Raw genomic sequence first — 20,139 nt, forward strand, 5'->3', positions numbered from 1 at the left:
GCCGCGCGCGATTCCGGCCACGGCGAGGCCCCACCGTCACCACCCCGCCGCCGACCGCTTCCGGCCAGGCCACCAGCCGCCGCAAAGCCCCGCCACAGCCCCCGCCCGGCGAGTTATCCACAGGCTCGGAGGCATGGGTGCGCGAATCCGCCGACCTGCGGCAGCATGACGCCATGCCCGCATTGACGCGCGACGAAGCGCACACCCGAGCCCGCATCCTCGACGTCCACCGCTACGACATCGACCTCGACCTCACCACCGGCGAGGAGCACTTCACCACCCGCACGGCCATCAGCTTCAGCGCGCGCACTCCGGGCGACACCTTCCTCGACCTCAAGCCCGACCAGCTGCACAGCATCACCCTCGACGGCCGCCCCCTCGACCCGGCCGACCTGGCGGACAACCACTTCCCGCTCACCGGCCTCACCCCCGGCGAGCACGAGCTGCGCATCGAAGCCACCATGCGCTACTCCCGCACCGGCGAAGGCATGCACCGCTTCACCGACCCCGCCGACGGCGAGACCTACCTCTACACCCAGCTGTTCATGGAAGACGTCCAGCGCGTCTTCCCCGCCTTCGACCAGCCCGACCTCAAAGCCGTCTTCGCCCTCACCGTCACCGCCCCCGACGGATGGACCGTCCTCGGCAACTCCCTCGCCACCCGCACCCCCGAAGGCCACTGGACCCTCGCCCCCACCCCGCCCATCAGCACCTACCTCGTCGCCGTCGCCGCCGGCCCCTGGCACTCCGTCCGCACCGAGCACGCCGGCCTCCCCTTCGGCATCCACTGCCGCCGCTCCCTCGCGCCCTACCTCAACGCCGACGCCGACGAAATCCTCGACATCACCCGCCGCTGCTACGACCGCTACCACCAGCTCTTCGACGAGCCCTACCCCTTCGACTCCTACGACCAGGCATTCGTCCCCGAATTCAACGCCGGCGCCATGGAGAACCCCGGACTCGTCACCTTCCGCGACGAATTCGTCTACCGCTCCGCCGTCACCGACACCGAGCGCCAGACCCGCGGCATGGTCATCGCCCACGAAATGGCCCACATGTGGTTCGGCGACCTCGTCACCCTCGCGTGGTGGGACGACATCTGGCTCAACGAGTCCTTCGCCGAGTACATGGGATACCAGGTCCTCAGCGAAGCCACCCACTTCACCGACACCTGGACCGACTTCGGCGTCGCCCGTAAGAGCTGGGGATACGACGCCGACCAGCGCCCCTCCACCCACCCCGTCGCCCCCGCCCCCGACGCCGTCCCCGACACCGCCTCCGCCTTCCTCAACTTCGACGGCATCTCCTACGCCAAGGGCGCCTCCGCACTGCGCCAACTCGTCGCCTGGATGGGTGAAAAGGACTTCCTCGCCGGCATCAACGACCACTTCGCCCGGCACCGCTTCGGCAACGCCACCCTCGCCGACTTCACCGACTCCCTCGCCCGCGCCACCGACCGCGATGTCCACGCCTGGGCCGACAAGTGGCTGCGCACCACCGGAGTCGACACCCTCACCCCCGCCATCGACGAGACCACCGAGGGCTCCTGGACCCTCACCGTCACCCACGAGGGTGACCGCCCGCACCACCTCACCATCGGCCTCTACGACCAGGACCCCACCACCCCCGGCCGCCTCGTCCCCCGCACACCCCTCACCCACGACCTGCCCGGAGACCGCACACACACCATCCAGGGCCGCCGCCCCGACCTGATCCTCCTCAACGACGGCGACCTCACCTACGCCAAGGTCCGCCTCGATCCCACCTCCTGGACCACCGCACAGACCGCCCTCTCCGGCCTCCCCGACCCCCTCACCCGCGCCGTGGTCTGGAACGCGGCGCGCGACATGGTCCGCGACGGCGAACTGCCCCCCGCCGCCTACCTCGAAGCCGTCCGCACCCACCTCCCGCACGAGACCGACACCGCCCTCGTCCAGGGCGTACTGGCCTTCGCCCGCACCCAGATCGCCGACCGCTACCTCCCCGCGGCCGACCGCCCCGCCGCCCTCACCACCCTCGGCGACCTCTGCCGCGACATCCTCCGCCGCACCGAAGGCAGCGAGAACGGCGACGGGCAGGGTCTCCGCCTCGCAGCCGTCCGTACCTTCATCGACAGCGCCACCACACCCGAAGGCATCCAGGACTGGCTCGACGGCGACAGCGTCCCCGGCGGCCCCGCCCTCGACCCTGAACTGCGCTGGCGCATCCTCGGCCGCCTCGCCGTCCTCGGCGCCACCACACCCACCGCCATCGACGCCGAACTGACCCGGGACCCCAGCGCCAGCGGCAAGGAAGGCGCCGCCCGCTGCCACGCCGCCCTCCCCGACCCGGCCGCCAAGAAGACCGCCTGGGACGCCATGTTCACCACCGACACCGCCGACGACCTGTCCACCTACCTCTTCACCGCCACCGCCACCGGCTTCTGGGCCCCCGAGCAGGCCGACCTCGTACGCCCCTACGTCGAGCGGTACTTCACCGACGCCGTCACCCTCGCCGAACGCCGGGGCCCGGCCCTGGCCGAGGCCGCCGGCCGGTACGCGTTCCCCGCACCGCTCGTCGAGGCGGCGACCCTCCGGCTCGGCGAGGCGTGCCTGAGCGACGCCGAGCCCACCCCCGCCCTCCGGCGCAAGCTCGCCGACCAGCTCGACGACCTCCGCCGCGCGCTGGCCGTACGGGGCGCCCAGGGCTGAGATCCCAGGAACTGAGATCCCAGGGTTGAGGTCCCAGGGTTGAGGTCCCTGGCCTGAGGTCCCTGGCCTGAGAACCGGGGGAGTCGGACCGGTCCGCACCTCGAGTGCTTTGCCGGGGTGCGGACCGGGGCCGAACGGTGCGGACCGGAGCTGAACGGTGCAGACCGGGGTCGAAGGTGCGGGCCGGGGCCGAACGGTGCGGACCGGGGCCGAACCGGTGTGGGGCGGGCCCATACCAGATCCGTTCGCCGCAACCCCCACGCGTGTCCCTCGTGCGAGTGGACTCCACCCGCATCTCGGCGAAGTACTCGACACCGGAAGTAACTTAGGTCGCCCTAAACCAATCGATTCCCCAACAAGAAGGGCACACCCATGCCTGTGCCCGCCCCAGGCGCCCCGGCCCCAGGCGACAACACCCCCGCAAGCCCCACGAGTCCATCGAGCCCCGCGAGTCCACCAAGCCACCCAAGTCCCGCCCGAGAGCCCGCCCCGCACACGGTGGCGGACCCCGCACCGGCTCAAGTGCCGGCTCAAGTACCGACTCACGTACCGGCCCCCGCTCCCAGCCCTCCGCCCACGCTCCCCGGCACGCCCACCGCCGCCGCACCCGCCGAACCCGCCCCCGCAACACCGGAGTTGGCGGGCGGTCCGCAAGGGGCCAAGGCGCTGCGGCCGCTGCTGGACACCGTGCTCGACGCCCTGGCCGCCGGGGCCGCCGAACGCGGCGGGCCACTGCCGGCGGGCGGCCCCGAGAGCGTCGCGGACGCCGTACGCGAGGCATGTGCGCCGCTCCTCCAGGACACCGGCGCCGGACCGCACGCCGCCCTGCACGCGGTCGTCCGCACGCTCGCCGCGGGAGCCGCCGACCCCGCCGACCCGCACTGCGCCGCCCACCTGCACTGCCCACCGCTCGCCCTGGCCACCGCAGCCGACCTCGCCGCCTCTGCCCTCAACCCCTCCATGGACTCCTGGGACCAGGCCCCCGCCGCGTCCGAGCTGGAAGCCCTGACCACCCGCGCACTCGCCGAGCTCGTGCACCCCCAGGGGCCCGACCCCGAAGCCCTGGTGACCACGGGCGGTACCGAGTCGAACCAGCTCGCCGTACTGCTGGCCAGGGAACGAGCGGCCCAGGAGTACGCCACCCGGGAGCACACCGCCGAGCACGCGGCCGGAGAGCACCCGCTACGGGGGCACGAGGCCGACCCGGAGCGCGCCGCCCGCGAACACCGCACCCCCGCCTCACACGGGGCGACCGCTCACCCGCCGCCGCACACGGCTCCGTACACGCACCCGTACGGCCCCTGCCACGGCCCCGCGCACGGCTCGTGCCAGGGCAGCGCGCACACGGACGGGCATCGTGTCGGGGACCGGGCCGCCCACGGCCCCGAGCACTCCGCCCGACCGCACAACTGCACCCACCCCCACACCACCGCTCACCCCCACACGCCCCACCCGACACAGCCCGGCCCCGCCGCACCCCCCGGGCCGCCCCTGCAAGTCGTCTGCGGAGCCAACGCACACCACAGCATCCACCGGGCGGCATGGCTGCTCGGACTGCCCGCGCCCGTCACCGTCCCCACACCCGACGGCACACTCCACCCCGCCGACCTGGCGGCAGCACTCGACCGCCTCAGCGGACCCCTCCTCGTCGTCGCCACCGCCGGCACCACCGACTCCGGCGCCATCGACCCACTGCCCGCCCTCGCCGACATCGCCGCCGCACACCACGCCCGGTTCCACGTCGACGCCGCATACGGCGGGCCGGTCCTCTTCAGTGACACTCACCGGCACCTGCTCACCGGCCTGCACCGCGCCCACACCGTCACTCTCGACCTGCACAAACTCGGCTGGCAGCCGGTCGCCGCCGGCTTCCTTGCCGTCCCCGACGCGCGCGACCTCACCCCCCTCGACCACCGCGCGGACTACCTCAACGCCGACGACGACACCGAAGCCGGCCTCCCCGACCTGCTCGGCCGTTCGCTACGCACCACCCGCCGCCCCGACATCCTCAAGATCGCCGTCACCCTCAAGGCACTCGGCCGCCGCGGCATCGCCGACCTCGTCGACCGCACCGTCACCGCCGCCCGCACCCTCGCCGACCTCATCGCGGCACGCCCCACCCTCGAACTCCACTCACCGCCCACCCTCACCACCGTCCTCTTCCGCCCCACCGGCGCCGACGACACCACCGTCGCCACCATCCGCCGCCGCCTCCTGCACGACGGCCACGCCGTACTGGGCCGCGCCACCACCCCCACCGGCCTCTGGCTGAAAGCCACCCTCCTCAACCCCCACGCGCACCCCGACGACCTGCGCGCCCTCATCGACCTAGTGGAAGGCCACACCCCCCGATGACCACCGCCACCGCCCCCGACCCCCACACCCCCCTCGACCTCGTCGGCGTCGGCATCGGCCCCTTCAACCTCTCACTCGCCGCCCTCGCCGCCCCCCTCACCGAACTGACCTGCGCCTTCTACGACCAACAGCCCGCCTTCCACTGGCACCCCGGCCTCATGATCGAAGGCGCCACGCTCCAAGTCCCCTTCCTCGCCGACCTCGTCACCCTCGCCGACCCCACCAGTCCCTGGAGCTTCCTCAACTACCTCAAACACCGCGACCGGCTCTTCCCCTTCTACTTCGCCGAACGCTTCCACGCCCCCCGCGCCGAATACGACGCCTACTGCCGCTGGGTCAGCGAAAACCTCCCCGGCCTGCACTTCCGCCACCAGATCGACACCCTCCGCTGGAACGCCGAACACGCCGTCTTCGAGATCGACCACACCCGACTCGACGCAGAAGGCGAAACCGAAGCACTCGGCAGGACCTACGCCCGCAACGTCGTCCTCGGCATCGGCACCGCACCCCACATCCCCGAACCGCTCCAGCCCCTCGCCGACGCCCCTGCCGTCCCCGTCATCCACTCCGCCGACTACCTCGACCACCGCGAACGCCTGCTCGCCGCCGACCACATCACCGTCATCGGCTCCGGCCAGTCCGGTGCCGAAATCTTCCTCGACCTGCTCCGCAACCGCCCCACAGGCCACGAACGGTTGCACTGGCTGGCGCGCACGCCCGCCTTCGCGCCCATGGAGTACAGCAAGCTCGGCCTGGAGCAATTCACCCCCGACCACACGCGGTACTTCCACGGCCTCCCCGAAGCCACCCGCGACGCCCTCATCCCCCAGCAGTGGCAGCTCTACAAAGGCATCGACCACGACACCCTCGCCGCCATCCACCAAGAGCTCTACGAACGCACCATCGACGGCGGCTGGCCCGACGCCGTCCTCACCCCCGGCGTCACCGTCCGCACTGCGGGCCGCATCGGCACCCGCACCATCGAACTCCACCTGGAACACGCCCACCAGCACACCCGCAGCCGCCTCAGCACCGACGCCGTCGTCCTCGCCACCGGCTACCGCGAACGCAGCCTCGACGCTCTCACCAGCGCCCTCGACCCCTACCTCCGCCGCGACAACGCCGGCCGCCCCCGCATCGACACCCACTACCGGCTGAACCTCGACACCCGCGTCACCGGCTCCGTCTACGTACAGAACGCCGAACGCCACACCCACGGCGTCGGCACCCCCGATCTCGGCCTCGCCGCCTGGCGCAGCGCCGTCATCCTCAACCACCTCACCAGCACCACGCCTTACCCCCTCCCCGACCGCACCGCCTTCACCACCTTCGGCCTGACACCGCAACCGGGCGGGCAACAGCAGGCCCCCGGCGGGCGGCGGCTCCAGTACCAACCGCCCGCCACCACACACCCGTCAGAAGACCGGAACCCCGTCCCGCGTCAACTTCCAGTCCACTGACGCAAAACGCGACACGTCGATCGACCCCGACTGCTTCACCCACTCAATGATCAGATTCCGGATCTCGTCCGACGTCACCCACGCCTGCTCCGCCTTGGCCACATGCGGGAAATTCCCCCCGCCGCTCGCCCGGTAATTGTTCACCGCCAGCACGAAACGTTCTGTCGCACCCACCGGCTTCCCGTCCCGCAGCAGCTTCCCGATCCGCTGCCCCGCCGGCTTCGCGATATCGATCTCGTACGACACCCCGCTCACCGCGTCATAGTTGTAATCCGGAATGCCGTCCGCATTCGTCAGCTTCGACGGATCCACCTCACCACCCGCCGGCGTCCGCACGTAATACCGCGCCGAGAACTCCAGGTAATCCTTCAGCTGCGCGCCGGTCAGCACCCGCGCCTCCAGCGTATTGTCGAACGGATACAACGCCGCCATCGACCGGATCGTCACATCTCCCGCCGGCACCTCAGCCGTACGCGAGAAACACGACGCCTGCGACACCACCGGCAGATCCGCGAACGCGCCCCCGGCCAACGCCTTCCGCACCACCTCCGCCTGCACGAACGCGATGAAATCCAGCACCGGAGTGTCCTTGTACGGAGCCTCCGCCGCCGACAGACGTGCGGTCGACCGCCCGATCACCTGGTTCACATAACGCACCACCTTCGCGTGCGCGTCACGCAGCAGTCCGGAAATACGCTCGTCCTCCACCGCCGTATTCGAGTTCAGCACCCGCGCCGCCACCGAGTCCACCGACCAGCGGCCCCGGTCCCACGCCAGCTCGAAGTCGAACAACGTCAGCCGCTGCCCCCACTTCAGCGGCTCCGACAGCACCACCTCATGGCCCGTCCGCTCATTCTTCACCCGGTATTCCGGAATCTCCGTATGCGCGTGCCCCACCAGAATCGCGTCGACACCCGGCACCTGCTTCGCGACCAACGCCGCCGCGTTCTCCACGTACGGCAATTGATCCCCGTACGAGGACGTGCCGCTCGACCCGGAATGCGCCGCTATGATCACCACGTCCGCGCCCAGCGCCCGCAACTTGGGCACCCACTTCGCGGCCTGCTCCTCCAGCCCCGGAAAAGCCATCTTCCCCTGGACGTTCGCCTTGTCCCAGATCGCGATACCCGGATTTGTCAGCCCCAGAATTCCGACCCGCACGTCCCGCCCGTGCGGGGTGCGGAGCCGCTTGATGACGTACGGAGGGAACGCCGGACGCAGCGACTTCGCGTCCACCGCGTTCGCGCCCAGCAAGGGGAAATCGCAGTTCTCCTCGAACTTGCGCAGCACCGGAATGCCGTAATTGAACTCGTGATTGCCGAGCGCCGCGGCGTCGTACCCGATGGCGTTCATGGCCCGGGCCATCGGGTGCACCGGGCCGTTCGCGCCGGTGATCGGATCCACCTTGGCGTAGTAGTACGCCAGTTGCGTGCCCTGGATGGTGTCGCCCGCGTCGATGAGGAGGGTGTTGCCGCGGCCCTTTTCGGCGCGTACCTCATTCACCAGGGTCGAGATCTTCGCCAGGCCGACGTCGTTGTGGGCCGGGTCGTCGAATTCCGCGTCCGTCGCGTAATCCCAGTTGAAGACATTGCCGTGCAGGTCGGTGGTGCCCATCACGGTGAACGCGTAACGCTTGCCGCCGCGCCCGTGGCCGTGGCCCGCGGGGACCGGCGTGCCGGCCGGCTCGCTCGCCAGGGCGGCCGGCGCACCGGCGCACGTCAGCGCCACCCCGGCACCGGCGGCGACGGAACTTCCCACAAACGTTCTGCGATCGAGCGGCATGACCTCTCCTTGACCGTCCGCATCCCTGCGAACCGTTGAGCGAACAACTGGATGTACAACTGGGCGTACGGCTGTGCGTACAGCGGGGCGTGCAACATCGCGTATGACTGGCGCGCAACGGAGCAACGCGCGTAGAAAGACGCCACGTTCGGATGAACAACGCGCGTAGATTCTGGCGCAGACGCCCCTCCCGCAACACCCCTCACAGGTTGCGATCGGATGACCGCCACGCCGCCGGCCGCTCCCGCACTCGCCTGACAAACCCCCGCCGCCGTGCGAGGCTCTGCGCAACAGGACGCCGTCCGGAGCGAGGCCGTGCCGCGCCGCGAGAAGGAGCCCCACCCCCATGACCGACGCGCCCACCACCAGCACTGACACCGCCCCCGCCGGAACCCCCGGCGACGCCGTCCCCTACGGCACCCCGGACGTCCCGCGCGTCGCCGTACGCGGCGAAGCCCGCCTCGACGTCGCCCCCGAGATCGCTCGCATCGGCATCACCGTCCAGGCCCGCGGCACCGACCGCGCCACCGCGCTCCAAGACCTCACCCGCCGCAACGCCGAAGTGCTCGACCTGCTCAAGAGCTACGGCGAGGCGGTGGAAAAGCTCGCCACCGGCGCCTTCACCGTCACACCCCAACTCACCCACAAGGGGCGCGGCGAACGCGTACGCGCCTACCACGGCAACGTCCACCTCACCGCCACCCTCACCGACTTCACCGCACTCGGCGAACTCGCCACCCGCCTCGCCGACCTGGAACTCACCCGCGTCGCCGGCCCCTGGTGGGACCTGCGCCCCGACTCACCCGCCCACCGCGAAGCCCGCCAGCAGGCGGTGCGCGAAGCCGTACAGCGCGCCCGCGAGTACGCCGAAGCGCTCGGCGCGCGACTCGACGCGCTCGTCGAACTCGCCGACATCGGCGCCGAGAACGCCGCACCCCCCGGCAGCCCGATGCTCCGCTCCCGCGCCGCCTACGGAGGCGCCGCCCACGAGGAGACCGCCCCCGCACTCGACCTCGAACCCCAGCAGCAGACCGTGTACGCACACGTCAACGCGCGCTTCACGATGACCCGCCCGGTGCTGTGACGACGTGACGCGCTCCGCCCGCCGGGGGCGCGTACGGAGCCGTCCGGAGCGCGCGTAGCAAGAGCTATCCCCGGCGTGCGAACACGCAGGGGGCGTGCGGAAGCGCGTACGAGCGCACGTGCAAGCCTCGAAAGCTGCTCATAGGAGCGGCCACTCGCACATTCCAATACTTGTCAAGAGCCTTTCACCTCACCGCCGTTGGGCAGTCACCTCTCCACAGTTCTCTACCCACCGGTAAGTCATAGGGTCGACGGCATGCGCCGAGCAAAGATCGTCTGCACCCTGGGACCCGCCACAGATTCGTACGAGCAGATCAAGGCACTCGTCGAAGCCGGAATGGACGTGGCCCGCTTCAACCTCAGCCACGGCACCTACGCCGACCACGAGGCGCGTTACGAGCGGGTCCGCAAGGCATCCGACGAGACCGGCCGCAGCGTTGGCGTACTCGCCGACCTTCAAGGTCCGAAGATCCGCCTCGGCCGATTCCGGGAAGGCCCCGTCCTTCTCGAACGCGACGACGAATTCACCATTACCGTCGAACCGGAAACCCAAGGCGACCGCCACGTCTGCGGCACCACGTACGAGGGACTCGCCGCCGACGTCACCACCGGCGAACGCATCCTCGTCGACGACGGCAAGGTCACCCTCGAAGTCATCGGCGTCGACGGCCCCAAGGTCCGCACCCGCGTCATCGAAGGCGGCATGGTCTCCGACCACAAGGGCCTCAACCTGCCCGGCGTCGCCGTCTCCGTCCCCGCCCTCTCCGAGAAGGACCAGGACGACCTCCGCTGGGCACTGCGCACCGGCGCCGACGTCATCGCGCTCTCCTTCGTACGCAGCGGCCGCGACATCGAAGACGTCCACCGCATCATGCGCGAGGAAGGGCGCTTCCTCCCCGTCATCGCCAAGGTCGAGAAGCCGCAGGCGGTCGACAACATCGACGACATCGTCGCCGCGTTCGACGGCATCATGGTCGCCCGCGGTGACCTCGGCGTCGAAATGCCGCTCGAAACGGTCCCGATCGTTCAGAAGCGCGCGGTCAAGCTCGCCAAGCGCAACGCCAAGCCGGTCATCGTCGCCACGCAGATGCTCGACTCGATGATCGACAACTCCCGGCCGACGCGCGCCGAAGCCTCCGACGTCGCCAACGCCGTCATCGACGGCACGGACGCGGTGATGCTCTCCGGCGAGACGTCCGTCGGCAAGTACCCCACCGAGACCGTCCGCACGATGAGCCGCATCGTCGAGGCCGCCGAGGAAGACATCCTCGCCAAGGGGCTGCCGCCGCTCACCGAGACCAGCAAGCCGCGCACGCAGGGCGGGGCGGTGGCGCGCGCCGCCGCCGAGATGGGCGACTTCCTCGGCGCGAAGTTCCTCGTCGCCTTCACGCAGTCCGGCGACACGGTCCGCCGCCTCTCCCGCTACCGCTCGCCGATCCCCCTCCTCGCCTTCACGCCGGAGCCGGCCACGCGCTCCCAGCTGAACCTCACCTGGGGCGTCGAAACGTTCCTCGGCCCGACCGTCGACTCCACGGACGAGATGGTCGCCCAGGTCGACGAGCAACTCCTGCGCATCGGCCGCTGCCAGCGTGGCGACGTCGTGATCATCACGGCCGGCTCCCCTCCGAGCGTCCCCGGCTCGACCAACCTGGTCCGCGTCCACCACATCGGCGAGGACGACTCCCCGAGGTAGCGGCGGCGGGCCGCGCGCCTAGTACTTCGGCCCGACGTGGGCGTCCATGAGCGCGACGGACGCCCGTCGGGCGACGGAGATGTTCTCGGCTTGGCGCGCCTGCCGGGCGGGCTTCCACTCCACGCCGAGCGAGTCCAGGGTGTCGGTGTAGAGCCGCACGATGTCGTCGGAGGTATTCGTGAAGAAGTACCGCGGATACTCGTAGCGCTTCCGCTCGCCGCCGACCATCCGGGTCGTCCAGTTGGTGATCCGGCACCCGTCGGAGTGGATCAGCCCGCGTATGAGCTCCCAGGGATACGCGTCGACGATTTCTTGCTGCCAGGGTTCGAGGGCGATGCGGCGCTCGTGCTTCCTGCCGGGGCCGTGCTGCGGGAAGAGGCACGGCCAGTGGCGGCTGTAGCTGGTCACCATGACGCAGCCCTGCTTGCGGACGAGACAGACGCTGTTCGCGGGGCGCACGCGCAAGATGGCATCGCGGCATGCGGAGATGAGTCCGGGCCATGCGTCGGCGCAGGCGATGCGTAAGGCGTAGCCACCCCGTGGCTGTCTGCTGAGGCAGCCGTCGCCGAGGTAGAGACCCAGCAGGTACGAGTAGGCGGGGAGATCGTCGGGCCGAGAACACTCACCGGGGCGGGAGATCGGCTCGATCCGTACCTGCCACTGGCGGATCGCGGCGCGGGATATGCCGGTCTGCTTGCTGACGGAGTTGAGACTGCGGCCGTGGGAGACGAGCGCGAGCGCACGCTTACGCGTTTCAAGGTCGTACACGGGGCCGAGTTTGGCGGGACTTTTACCCTCAGCGGGTCGATTCGAAGGAGTGTTCACCAAACCGAGTGAAGATCGCTGACCGGTGTCGCATCTTCGATTCGAAGGTAAAGTGCCCCGGGTCGGACTCGAACCGACACTGTATGGGTTTTGAATCCATTGCCTGCTGCCAATTGGGCTACCGGGGCCTTGCAAAGGAAGGTGGGCCGAGGCCCTCCGTGCATCAAACATACAGGAGATAGGTAGGCTCGTGGGGCACCACCTGCCTGGAACGAGGAGTCACGTGAGCGCCGCCGAGCCCGAGCAGCCCGTCGCCGACGAGCAGTCGCACGTCCCGCCGCAGACCACCCGCGTCGTCATCGCCGAGGACGAGGCGCTCATCCGCCTGGATCTCAAAGAGATGCTGGAGGAGGAGGGCTACACGGTCGTCGGCGAGGCCGGTGACGGCGCGAAGGCCGTGGAGCTGGCCCGCGAGCACCGCCCCGACCTGGTGATCCTCGATGTGAAGATGCCCGTCCTGGACGGCATCTCCGCTGCGGAGCAGATCGCCGAGGAGAGCATCGCGCCCGTGCTGATGCTGACCGCGTTCTCCCAGCGTGAGCTGGTCGAGCGGGCGCGGGACGCCGGCGCGATGGCGTACCTCGTCAAGCCGTTCTCCAAGAGCGACGTCGTGCCGGCGATCGAGATGGCCGTGAGCCGGTTCACGGAGCTGCGGACGCTGGAGAAGGAGGTCGCGGACCTCACGCAGCGCCTGGAGACGCGGAAGCTGGTCGACCGCGCGAAGAGCATTCTGCAGACGCAGTACGGGCTGACCGAGCCCGCCGCCTTCCGCTGGATCCAGAAGACGTCGATGGACCGCCGGCTCTCGATGCAGCAGGTCGCCGAGGCGGTCATCGAGGACGCCGAGGAGAAGAAGCAGAAGGAGAAGGAGCAGAAGGAGCAGTCCTCCGAGTAGAGGGCAGCCCTCCGAGTAGAGGGCAGTCCTCTGAGTGGAGGGGCAGCCCTCCGAGTAGGGCAGCGCTCCCGTTCTGTGCCGAGGGCCGCACCGTGATCACGGTGCGGCCCTCGGTGTTGTCCGGACGCGCGGCGGGGTGGCGGTGGCCGTGTGCGTGCGGTGGCCGTGTGCGTACCGCGTCAGTCCTCTCCCAGGTACGCCTTGCGGACCGACTCGTCGTGGAGGAGGTCCTGGCCGGTGCCGGAGAGGACGATGCGGCCGATTTCCATGACGTGGCCGTGGTCGGCGAGGGAGAGGGCGGCCTGGGCGTTCTGTTCGACGAGGAGGATCGTCGTGCCCTGGGAGCGCAGTTCGCGGATGGTCTCCATGATCTTCTGCATCATGATCGGGGAGAGGCCCATGGAGGGTTCGTCGAGCATGAGCAGCTTGGGGCGGGACATCAGGGCGCGGCCCATGGCGAGCATTTGCTGTTCGCCGCCGGAGAGTGTGCCGGAGGCTTGTTTGCGGCGTTCTCCGAGGATGGGGAAGAGCTCGTAGATTCGCTGGATGTCGCGTTCTATGCCGTTGCTGTCTTTGCGGAGGAAGGCGCCGAGCTGGAGGTTTTCGGCGATGGTGAGGCGGGGGAAGAGGCGGCGGCCTTCGGGGGAGTGGGCGAGGCCGCGTTCGACGATCTTGTGGGGGGCGACGCCGTTGAGTACGTCGCCGTCGAAGGTGATCTTTCCGGCGAGTGGTTTGAGGAGGCCGGAGAGGGTGCGCAGGGTGGTGGTCTTGCCGGCGCCGTTGGTGCCGATGAGGGTGACGACCTGGCCGGCTTTGACGGTGAAGGAGATGCCTTTGACGGCTTCGATCTTGCCGTAGGCGACGCGGAGGTCCTCGACTTCGAGCAGGGCGGTCATCGCGCGTCTCCGTTCGGGGGGTTCTCGTCGGGCGCGGTGTTTGTACCGGGTGCGCCGCTCGTACCGGGCGCAGCGGCGCTACCGGGCCCGGCGCTCGTACCGGGTGCAGCGCTCCCATCGGACGCAGCGCTCGTACCGGGGTCCGTACCGTCGTCGTCCGGTTGTGCCGCCCTGGGTTCGGCGGCCTGGGTCTCCGCCGCGTGCGTTTCCGCCGCGTCCACTTCGGCGGCTTCCTCGTCGCCGGGTGCGCCTTCGAAGGGCGTACCGAGGTACGCGGCGATCACGCGTTCGTCGGCCTGGACGACGTCCGCGGTGCCTTCGATGAGTTTTTCGCCTTGGACGAGGACGGCGACGCGGTCGCAGAGGTTGAAGATGAAGCGCATGTCGTGCTCGATGACGAGGACGGCGGTGCCCTGGTCGCGGATGGCGAGGACGAGGTTCTGGGTGGCGCGGGTTTCCTGGGGGTTCATGCCGGCGGTGGGTTCGTCCAGGAGGAGGAGGCCGGGTTCGCTGGCGAGGGCGCGGGCGATTTCGAGCTTGCGTTGTTCGCCGTAGGGGAGGTTGCGGGCGAGGTGGTCGCGTTTGGCGGCCAGGCCGGTGAATTCCAGGAGTTCCATGGCGCGGGCTTCGCTGCCGCGTTCGGCTTTTTTGAAGCCGGGGCCGCGGAGGAGGGCGGACCAGAGGCCCTCTTTGGTGCGGGTGTGGCGGCCGACGAGGACGTTTTCCAGGACGGTCATGTTGGCGAAGAGGCGGATGTTCTGGAAGGTGCGGGCGACTCCGGCCTGGGTGACGAGGTGGGGTTTGGGGGAGAGGCGCGTGCCTTTGTAGCTGACGGTGCCTTCGGTGGGGGTGTAGAGGCCGGTGAGGCAGTTGAAGAAGGTGGTTTTGCCGGCACCGTTGGGGCCGACGATCTCGCCGGGGGCGACGGTGAGGTCGACGGCGCGTACGGCGGTGAGTCCGCCGAAGCGCATGGTGACGCCGGCGGCTTCGAGGACGGCGCCGTCGTTCTTCGTGACGGTGGTGGGTGTGGTCATGGTGTCCTCCTCACGCCCCTGCCTTGGTGACGCCGGTCGTGTCGTCGCTCAGCCGCTGTTCGGGCACGTCGAGCTGGCCGGTCTCGTGGAATTCGAGCTGCTTGCGGCGGTCGGGGATGAGTCCTTCGGGGCGGAAGCGCATGAGGAGGACGAGGGCGAGGCCGAAGAGGAAGAGCTGGTAGTCCTGGAGGAAGTCCAGCTTGGCGGGGATGAGGAAGAGGAGTGCCGCGCCGACGAGGGGTCCGCTGAGGGTGCCCATACCGCCGAGGATGACGGCGGCGAGGAGGAAGGCGGAGTTGGGCGGCTGGGGTCCGGCGAACTGGAACTGCTCGGGTGTGACGGTCGTTACTACGTGTGCATGGACGGTTCCGGCGAGTCCCGCGAGGGCGGCGCCGAGGGCGAAGGCGAGGAGGCGCAGGCGGAAGGAGTTGATGCCCATGGCGACGGCGGCGGTTTCGTCCTCGCGGATGGCGATCCAGGCGCGGCCGATGCGGGAGGCGGCGGCGCGGCGGAAGACGAGGACGACGAAGGCCGTCACGAGGATCATGAGGAGGTAGTAGTTGCCGTAGGTGGCGATGGTGACCCCGAGGATGTCGTGGGGTTCGCCGAAGTTGAAGCCTGCGATCTCCAGGTTGGGGATGTTGGGGATGCCCATGGCGCCGTTGGTGACGTCGGGTCCGGTGGTGCCGTTGAGGTTGAGCATGGCGATGCGGAAGATCTCACCGAAGCCGAGGGTGACGATGGCGAGGTAGTCGCCGCGCAGTCGCAGGGTGGGGGCGCCGATGAGGACGCCGAAGACGAGGGCGGCGGCGGCTCCGGTGAGCAGGGCGGCCCAGAAGGGGAATTGGACGCCGAGGGCGGAGTCGGGCGAGCCGGAGACGAGTGCGGCGGCGTAGGCGCCGACGCCGAGGAAGGCGACGTATCCGAGGTCGAGGAGGCCGGCGAGGCCGACGACGACGTTGAGGCCCAGGGCGACGGTGGCGAAGATCAGGATGTTGGCGCCGATGATCGTGTACTCGTCGGTGTCCTGGGTGAAGGGGAAGGCGGCCGCGGCGAGGAAGGCGGCGACGAGTGAGATGCCGCGGTGCCGGTGGGTGAGTGCGGTGAGGCGGTTGATCAGGCCGGCGCGGTGGACGGCGGGGATGGCGAGTGCGACGAAGAGGAGGTAGCCGACGAAGGGGGGCCCGTCCTCGGCGTCGATGCCGTAGGTGAAGGTGAAGAGGGCGATGCCGAAGGCGACGGCGATGAGGAGGATCTCGGCCCAGGCGGGGAGCTGTTTGGCGGGCCGGGGTGTGGGGACGGCCGCGCAGCTGTTGGTGAAGCGCTGCCACGGGCCGTGCGGGGGTGTGCCGGGGGTGTGGTCGGCGGGGAGGCCGAGGGCGCCGGCGAGGGTGATCAGTGCGGTGATGCCGGCGAGGAAGCCGCCGGGTTCGAGGTTGACCAGGCCGCCGAGTTGTACGGCGATGGCGGCGAGGGTGAACCAGGTGGCGGCGAAGGTGCCGAGGGCGGCGAGGAGGGCGGGCGCGTTGCGGCCGCCGGGCGTGAGGAGGGCCAGGCCGCGGACGCCGAGGCCGGCCAGGGCGAAGGCGAGGGTGAGGAGGGCTCCGGTGAGGGTGATGAGCTGGAGTCCGGCGGGGGAGCCGTAGTAGGTGAGGTCGCCGGGGAATTCGCTGCTCCAGGTCCAGGACATGCTGGTGGAGGCGGTGGTGGCCAGGGCGCCGGCGGCGGTGACGAGGCGGGCGGCGCGTGCGGGGAGGGGAAGGAGGCCGGGGGTGGGTGCGGGGGTGTCCGCGGCGGCCGGGTTCGTGGTGGGTGCGGTGGTCATCGCTATCACGCCCGATCCGCGACGCGTTCGCCCAGGAGGCCCTGTGGTCGCAGGAGGAGTACGAGGATGAGGAGGACGAAGGCCCAGACGTCTTTCCAGGCTCCGCCGCCGAACTGGGTCATGCCGGGGATGTCTTCGACGTAGGCGGTGGCGAGGGCTTCGGCGATGCCGAGGACGACGCCGCCGAGCATGGCGCCGTAGATGTTGCCGATGCCGCCGAGTACGGCCGCGGTGAAGGCTTTGAGGCCCATGATGAAGCCCATGCGGAATTGGACCTCGCCGGTGCGCAGCCCGTAGGCGACGGCGGCGACGCCGGCGAAGGCGGCGCCGATGGCGAAGGCGAGGACGATGATGCGGTTGGTGTCGATGCCCATGAGGGCGGCGGTGTCGCGGTCCTGGGCGGTGGCCTGCATGGCGCGGCCGCTGCGGGTCTTGGAGACGAAGAAGCCGAGGGCGATCATGCAGAGCGGGGCGGCGATGAGGACGAAGAGGTCGCCGCGCTGGACGGTGGCGCCGAGGACGTCGAAGGCGTCGCCCTTGAACTGGGGGAAGACCCGGGCCTTCTTGGCGTCGGGGTACCACTTCCAGACGGCCTGCTGGAGTGCGATGGACAGGCCGATGGCGGTGATGAGGGGGGCGAGGCGGGGTGCGCCGCGCAGGGGGCGGTAGGCGAAGCGTTCGGCGGCCACACCGACGAGTACGGAGACGGCGATGCCGCCGATGAGCATGAGGGGGAGGGCCGCCATGAGGGACATGCCGGGCGGGAGGGCGAGGTAGACGGTGAGCGCGCCGAAGCCGCCGACCATGAAGATCTCGCCGTGGGCGAAGTTGATGAGCTGGACGATGCCGTAGACCATCGTGTAGCCGATCGCGATGAGTCCGTACATCGCGCCGAGGATGAGTCCGTTGGCCAGCTGTTGCGGCAGTTCGTTCACCGCAGGGCCTCCGTGGGGTGGGAAGGTGCCGGTGGGCCGTGCATGCGGGGGGTGTGCCGCGGGCCGCGCCAGGGGCTGGGGTGTCCTGCTGGCGCGGCCCGGTGAGGGGGGCAGGGGCGGTGCCGGTCAGCTCTTGTCGAACTTCTTGAACTCGGCGCTGAAGCGCGCCTTCCACTGCTTGTCGTCGACCTGGTAGGCCGTGATCATGGTGTTGGTGGTGTCGCCGTACTTGTCGAAGGCGACCTTGCCGGTGACGCCGTCGAAGGAGACCTTGTTCATGGCGTCGACGACCTTCTTGCGGGCGTCGTCGGGGAGCTTGCCGTTGTTGTCGGCGACGACCTGCTTGACGGCCTGGATGATGGCCCAGGTGGCGTCGTAGGTGGAGCCGCCGTATGCCTCGTAGCGGTCCTTGTAGCCGGCGGCCTTGTAGTCGGCGATGAACTTCTTGGCGGAGGGCAGCTGCTCGACGGGCTTGCCGACGGAGGAGGCGTAGTCGCCCTGTGCCTTCTTGTTCAGTTCGATGTAGTCGGCGCTGTACATGCCGTCGCCGCCCATGAGGGGGGCGTCGAGGCCGCCGTCCTTGAGCTGCTGGCTGAGCGGGCCGGAGGCGGGGTATTCGCCGCCGTAGAAGACCAGGTCGGGATTGGCGCCCTTGGCCTTGGCGACGACGGCCTTGAAGTCGCGGTCGTCGGGGCTGACGTGCTCGGTGCCGACGATCTTGCCGCCGAGCTTGGTGAACTGGTCCTTGAAGGAGGAGGCCAGGCCGACGCCGTAGGTCTTCTGGTCGTCGATGACGTAGGCGGTCTTGGCCTTCATCTTCTCGTAGGCGTACTGGCCGTCGAACGCGCCCTGGACCTCATCGGTGGTGGCGGTCCGGAAGTAGGTGCTGAACTGTCGTTTGCGGTCGTTCTTCTTCCAGTTCTTGCCCTGGGTGAGGTCGGGCGTGGTGTTGGCCGGGGAGATGAGGGTGACGCCGTTGGACTGCGCGACCTGCTGCATGGACTGGGCGACGCCGGAGTTCAGCGGGCCGACGATGCCGAGTACTTCCTTGTCGCCGGCGAGTTTGGTGGCGTTCTGCTGGCCGGCGTTGGGCAGTGCCTTGTCGTCGAGGGGGCGCAGTTCGAAGGTGACGCCGTCGACCTCGTTCTGTTTGTTGGCGTTCTTGACGGCGAGGTCGGCGGAGTTCTTGATGCCCTGGCCCAGGGCGGAGAGTTCGCCGGTGAGCGGGGCGTCGAGGCCGATGACGACGGTGGCCTTGGAGCCGTCGCCGCTCTTGTCTTCGCCGCGGGAGCCGCACGCGGAGAGCGTGAGGGCGCCGGCGGCTACCGCGGTGGTGAGAATCAGCAAGGAACGGTGACGCACGATCAGTCCTTTCCCCTGGCGTGGTCACGCTGTGGCGCGACCGTTCGCGCGCCGGGCTGTAAGGGGTGGTACAGGCCGTGCTTGGTACAGCGCGCCCGGCGGCGCGGTGACTGGCGGTGATGGTAAGGCGGTCCCGTTGGCCGGGGCATCGGCGCCGACGAGGATGTGACGCTCTTGTTATGACCTGCGATGAGCGTTTCGTACTGATGGTCCTTACCGATGGGGCGTGTGCGCCAGGCGGAGCGTGAACTTGCACTTCTACGAGGGGATTTGCCGTGCGACGCCGCCGGGGCGTCCGGAATGCGGTGCGGGGCCCGGTACGGGAGCGCCGCCGCTGCGGAGCGGGAGCCGTGCGGCGGGGGCACATTGCGTGGGTTACGCAGCGTTAGGGCGGTGGGAGGCGGTGGTCGCCCTTGCGGGCGTGAGCCGGGGCGGCGGTGGCCTCCGGTGCGGGCGTCGGCCGGACGGCGGCCGGGGCGGCGGCGTGCCCGGACGGCGGTGTGCCCGGGCAGCGGGGAAAGCGCTGCGGCCCCGCTCCGGGTGCTTTCCGGAGCGGGGCCGCCGCGAGGCCGTCAGGGGCGGAATCGCCAGGTCAGGAGGGCTGGGAAGGGGACTCCGCGTCGCGCAGCAGGCAGGTCAGGCGGGCGCTGCAGACGCGCTTGCCCTGCTCGTCGGTGATGGCGATCTCGTACGTCGCGGTGGAGCGGCCGCGGTGCACGGGGGTGGCGACGCCGGTGACCAGGCCGGTGCGTACGCCGCGGTGGTGGGTGCAGTTCAGGTCGACGCCGACGGCGAGCTTGCCGGGGCCGCCGTGGAGCATGGCGCCGACCGAGCCGAGGGTCTCGGCGAGGACGGCGGAGGCGCCGCCGTGCAGCAGGCCGTAGGGCTGGGTGTTGCCTTCGACGGGCATGGTGCCGACGACCCGCTCCGGCGCTGCTTCCACGACCTGGACGCTCATCCGCGTGCCGAGGTGGCCGGCGGAGAACAGGGCGGGCAGGTCCAGGCCCTGCCCGGCCCACTGGTCGAGGACTTCCTGGGGGAACGCGGTCGTGGTCTGCTCGCCCATGGCGTACGGCTCCGTTCGCTTGCGCTGCTCGTCGTGGTCGCTGTTCGTCGGTGTCCGGATGGTGTGGCCGTACGCGTACGGGGCCGGCCCGGCCCGTGAGCCGGCCGGGTGGGGCGTCGTGCCGCCCTCAGGCTACTGAGCGCGCGCTCAGTTCGGGGGTGCGAGGACTGTGCGGCTCGTCACTGGCACGGCCCGCCGCGGGAGGGGCCGGCGGCGGCCCGGCCCCTCCCGGGTGTGC

At 70.0% G+C, this 20,139-nt stretch carries 14 protein-coding genes and 1 tRNA gene; 6 read left to right on the forward strand and 9 right to left on the reverse strand.

Annotated elements, in window-relative coordinates; genetic code table 11:
• The first annotated feature begins 173 nt into the window (after positions 1 to 173).
• The 3 genes from pepN (at position 174) to ACIGXO_RS29760 (ending at position 6,505) form a co-directional block, all read left to right on the forward strand.
• Positions 174 to 2,690: an aminopeptidase N gene (pepN, locus tag ACIGXO_RS29750; protein WP_399792941.1), complete on the forward strand. Its 2,517-nt coding sequence runs from the start codon at positions 174 to 176 to the stop codon at positions 2,688 to 2,690.
• A 636-nt stretch (positions 2,691 to 3,326) separates the two neighbouring features.
• A complete protein-coding gene (locus ACIGXO_RS29755) occupies positions 3,327 to 5,045 on the forward strand; it encodes a pyridoxal phosphate-dependent decarboxylase family protein (protein WP_399792942.1) in 1,719 nt (572 codons plus the stop codon).
• Positions 5,042 to 6,505, forward strand: coding sequence for a lysine N(6)-hydroxylase/L-ornithine N(5)-oxygenase family protein (locus tag ACIGXO_RS29760; RefSeq protein WP_399792944.1), 1,464 nt, complete (start codon positions 5,042 to 5,044; stop codon positions 6,503 to 6,505). The genes ACIGXO_RS29755 and ACIGXO_RS29760 overlap by 4 nt, the downstream gene beginning before the upstream one ends.
• Here ACIGXO_RS29760 and ACIGXO_RS29765 read toward each other — a convergent pair.
• Positions 6,461 to 8,287, reverse strand: a complete 1,827-nt coding sequence (locus tag ACIGXO_RS29765; RefSeq protein ID WP_399792946.1) for a bifunctional metallophosphatase/5'-nucleotidase — start codon at positions 8,285 to 8,287, stop codon at positions 6,461 to 6,463. The two genes, ACIGXO_RS29760 and ACIGXO_RS29765, sit on opposite strands and share 45 nt — an antisense overlap.
• Before the next feature lie 346 nt (positions 8,288 to 8,633).
• Between ACIGXO_RS29765 and ACIGXO_RS29770 the strand changes: the two genes are divergently transcribed.
• Positions 8,634 to 9,371 (forward strand): SIMPL domain-containing protein, encoded by a 738-nt coding sequence (locus tag ACIGXO_RS29770; protein ID WP_399792948.1) that lies wholly within the window; start codon positions 8,634 to 8,636, stop codon positions 9,369 to 9,371.
• A gap of 255 nt (positions 9,372 to 9,626) precedes the next feature.
• Positions 9,627 to 11,063 (forward strand): pyruvate kinase, encoded by a 1,437-nt coding sequence (gene pyk, locus ACIGXO_RS29775; RefSeq protein ID WP_399792951.1) that lies wholly within the window; start codon positions 9,627 to 9,629, stop codon positions 11,061 to 11,063.
• 18 nt (positions 11,064 to 11,081) lie between these two features.
• Here pyk and ACIGXO_RS29780 read toward each other — a convergent pair whose 3' ends face one another.
• Together ACIGXO_RS29780 and ACIGXO_RS29785 are read right to left on the reverse strand one after the other, a co-directional pair.
• Positions 11,082 to 11,831, reverse strand: coding sequence for a hypothetical protein (locus tag ACIGXO_RS29780; protein WP_399792953.1), 750 nt, complete (start codon positions 11,829 to 11,831; stop codon positions 11,082 to 11,084).
• A 110-nt stretch (positions 11,832 to 11,941) separates the two neighbouring features.
• A tRNA-Leu gene (locus tag ACIGXO_RS29785) sits at positions 11,942 to 12,016 on the reverse strand.
• Positions 12,017 to 12,111: 95 nt separating this feature from the next.
• Here ACIGXO_RS29785 and ACIGXO_RS29790 point away from each other — a divergent pair.
• Positions 12,112 to 12,783, forward strand: a complete 672-nt coding sequence (locus ACIGXO_RS29790; RefSeq protein ID WP_399792955.1) for an ANTAR domain-containing response regulator — start codon at positions 12,112 to 12,114, stop codon at positions 12,781 to 12,783.
• A 179-nt stretch (positions 12,784 to 12,962) separates the two neighbouring features.
• Here ACIGXO_RS29790 and ACIGXO_RS29795 read toward each other — a convergent pair whose 3' ends face one another.
• The 6 genes from ACIGXO_RS29795 to ACIGXO_RS29820 form a co-directional block, all read right to left on the reverse strand.
• Entirely contained in the window at positions 12,963 to 13,679 is a 717-nt protein-coding gene (locus tag ACIGXO_RS29795; RefSeq protein ID WP_399792957.1) for an ABC transporter ATP-binding protein, read from the reverse strand.
• Complete coding sequence (locus ACIGXO_RS29800) at positions 13,676 to 14,713, reverse strand: ABC transporter ATP-binding protein (protein WP_399792959.1); 1,038 nt, start codon at positions 14,711 to 14,713, stop codon at positions 13,676 to 13,678. Before ACIGXO_RS29800 ends, ACIGXO_RS29795 begins: the two co-directional genes overlap by 4 nt.
• Positions 14,714 to 14,723: 10 nt before the next feature.
• Positions 14,724 to 16,538, reverse strand: coding sequence for a branched-chain amino acid ABC transporter permease (locus ACIGXO_RS29805; RefSeq protein ID WP_399792961.1), 1,815 nt, complete (start codon positions 16,536 to 16,538; stop codon positions 14,724 to 14,726).
• 5 nt (positions 16,539 to 16,543) lie between these two features.
• A complete protein-coding gene (locus ACIGXO_RS29810; protein WP_399792963.1) occupies positions 16,544 to 17,473 on the reverse strand; it encodes a branched-chain amino acid ABC transporter permease in 930 nt (309 codons plus the stop codon).
• Positions 17,474 to 17,599: 126 nt separating this feature from the next.
• On the reverse strand, positions 17,600 to 18,820 hold the full coding sequence (locus ACIGXO_RS29815; RefSeq protein WP_399793302.1) for a branched-chain amino acid ABC transporter substrate-binding protein: 1,221 nt from the start codon (positions 18,818 to 18,820) through the stop codon (positions 17,600 to 17,602).
• A gap of 607 nt (positions 18,821 to 19,427) precedes the next feature.
• Positions 19,428 to 19,901: a PaaI family thioesterase gene (locus ACIGXO_RS29820; RefSeq protein ID WP_399792965.1), complete on the reverse strand. Its 474-nt coding sequence runs from the start codon at positions 19,899 to 19,901 to the stop codon at positions 19,428 to 19,430.
• Positions 19,902 to 20,139 lie beyond the last annotated feature (238 nt).

It is taken from the genome of Streptomyces sp. NPDC053542 (genome assembly GCF_044544685.1).
Taxonomy (GTDB): domain Bacteria; phylum Actinomycetota; class Actinomycetes; order Streptomycetales; family Streptomycetaceae; genus Streptomyces.

Coding starts and splice junctions, on each gene's coding strand:
- ACIGXO_RS29760 (WP_399792944.1), top strand. CDS start 5,042: ATGACCACCGCCACCGCCCCCGACCCCCACACCCCCCTCGACCTCGTC.
- pyk (WP_399792951.1), top strand. CDS start 9,627: ATGCGCCGAGCAAAGATCGTCTGCACCCTGGGACCCGCCACAGATTCG.
- pepN (WP_399792941.1), top strand. CDS start 174: ATGCCCGCATTGACGCGCGACGAAGCGCACACCCGAGCCCGCATCCTC.
- ACIGXO_RS29795 (WP_399792957.1), bottom strand. CDS start 13,679: ATGACCGCCCTGCTCGAAGTCGAGGACCTCCGCGTCGCCTACGGCAAG.
- ACIGXO_RS29765 (WP_399792946.1), bottom strand. CDS start 8,287: ATGCCGCTCGATCGCAGAACGTTTGTGGGAAGTTCCGTCGCCGCCGGT.
- ACIGXO_RS29800 (WP_399792959.1), bottom strand. CDS start 14,713: ATGACCACACCCACCACCGTCACGAAGAACGACGGCGCCGTCCTCGAA.
- ACIGXO_RS29805 (WP_399792961.1), bottom strand. CDS start 16,538: ATGACCACCGCACCCACCACGAACCCGGCCGCCGCGGACACCCCCGCA.
- ACIGXO_RS29770 (WP_399792948.1), top strand. CDS start 8,634: ATGACCGACGCGCCCACCACCAGCACTGACACCGCCCCCGCCGGAACC.
- ACIGXO_RS29820 (WP_399792965.1), bottom strand. CDS start 19,901: ATGGGCGAGCAGACCACGACCGCGTTCCCCCAGGAAGTCCTCGACCAG.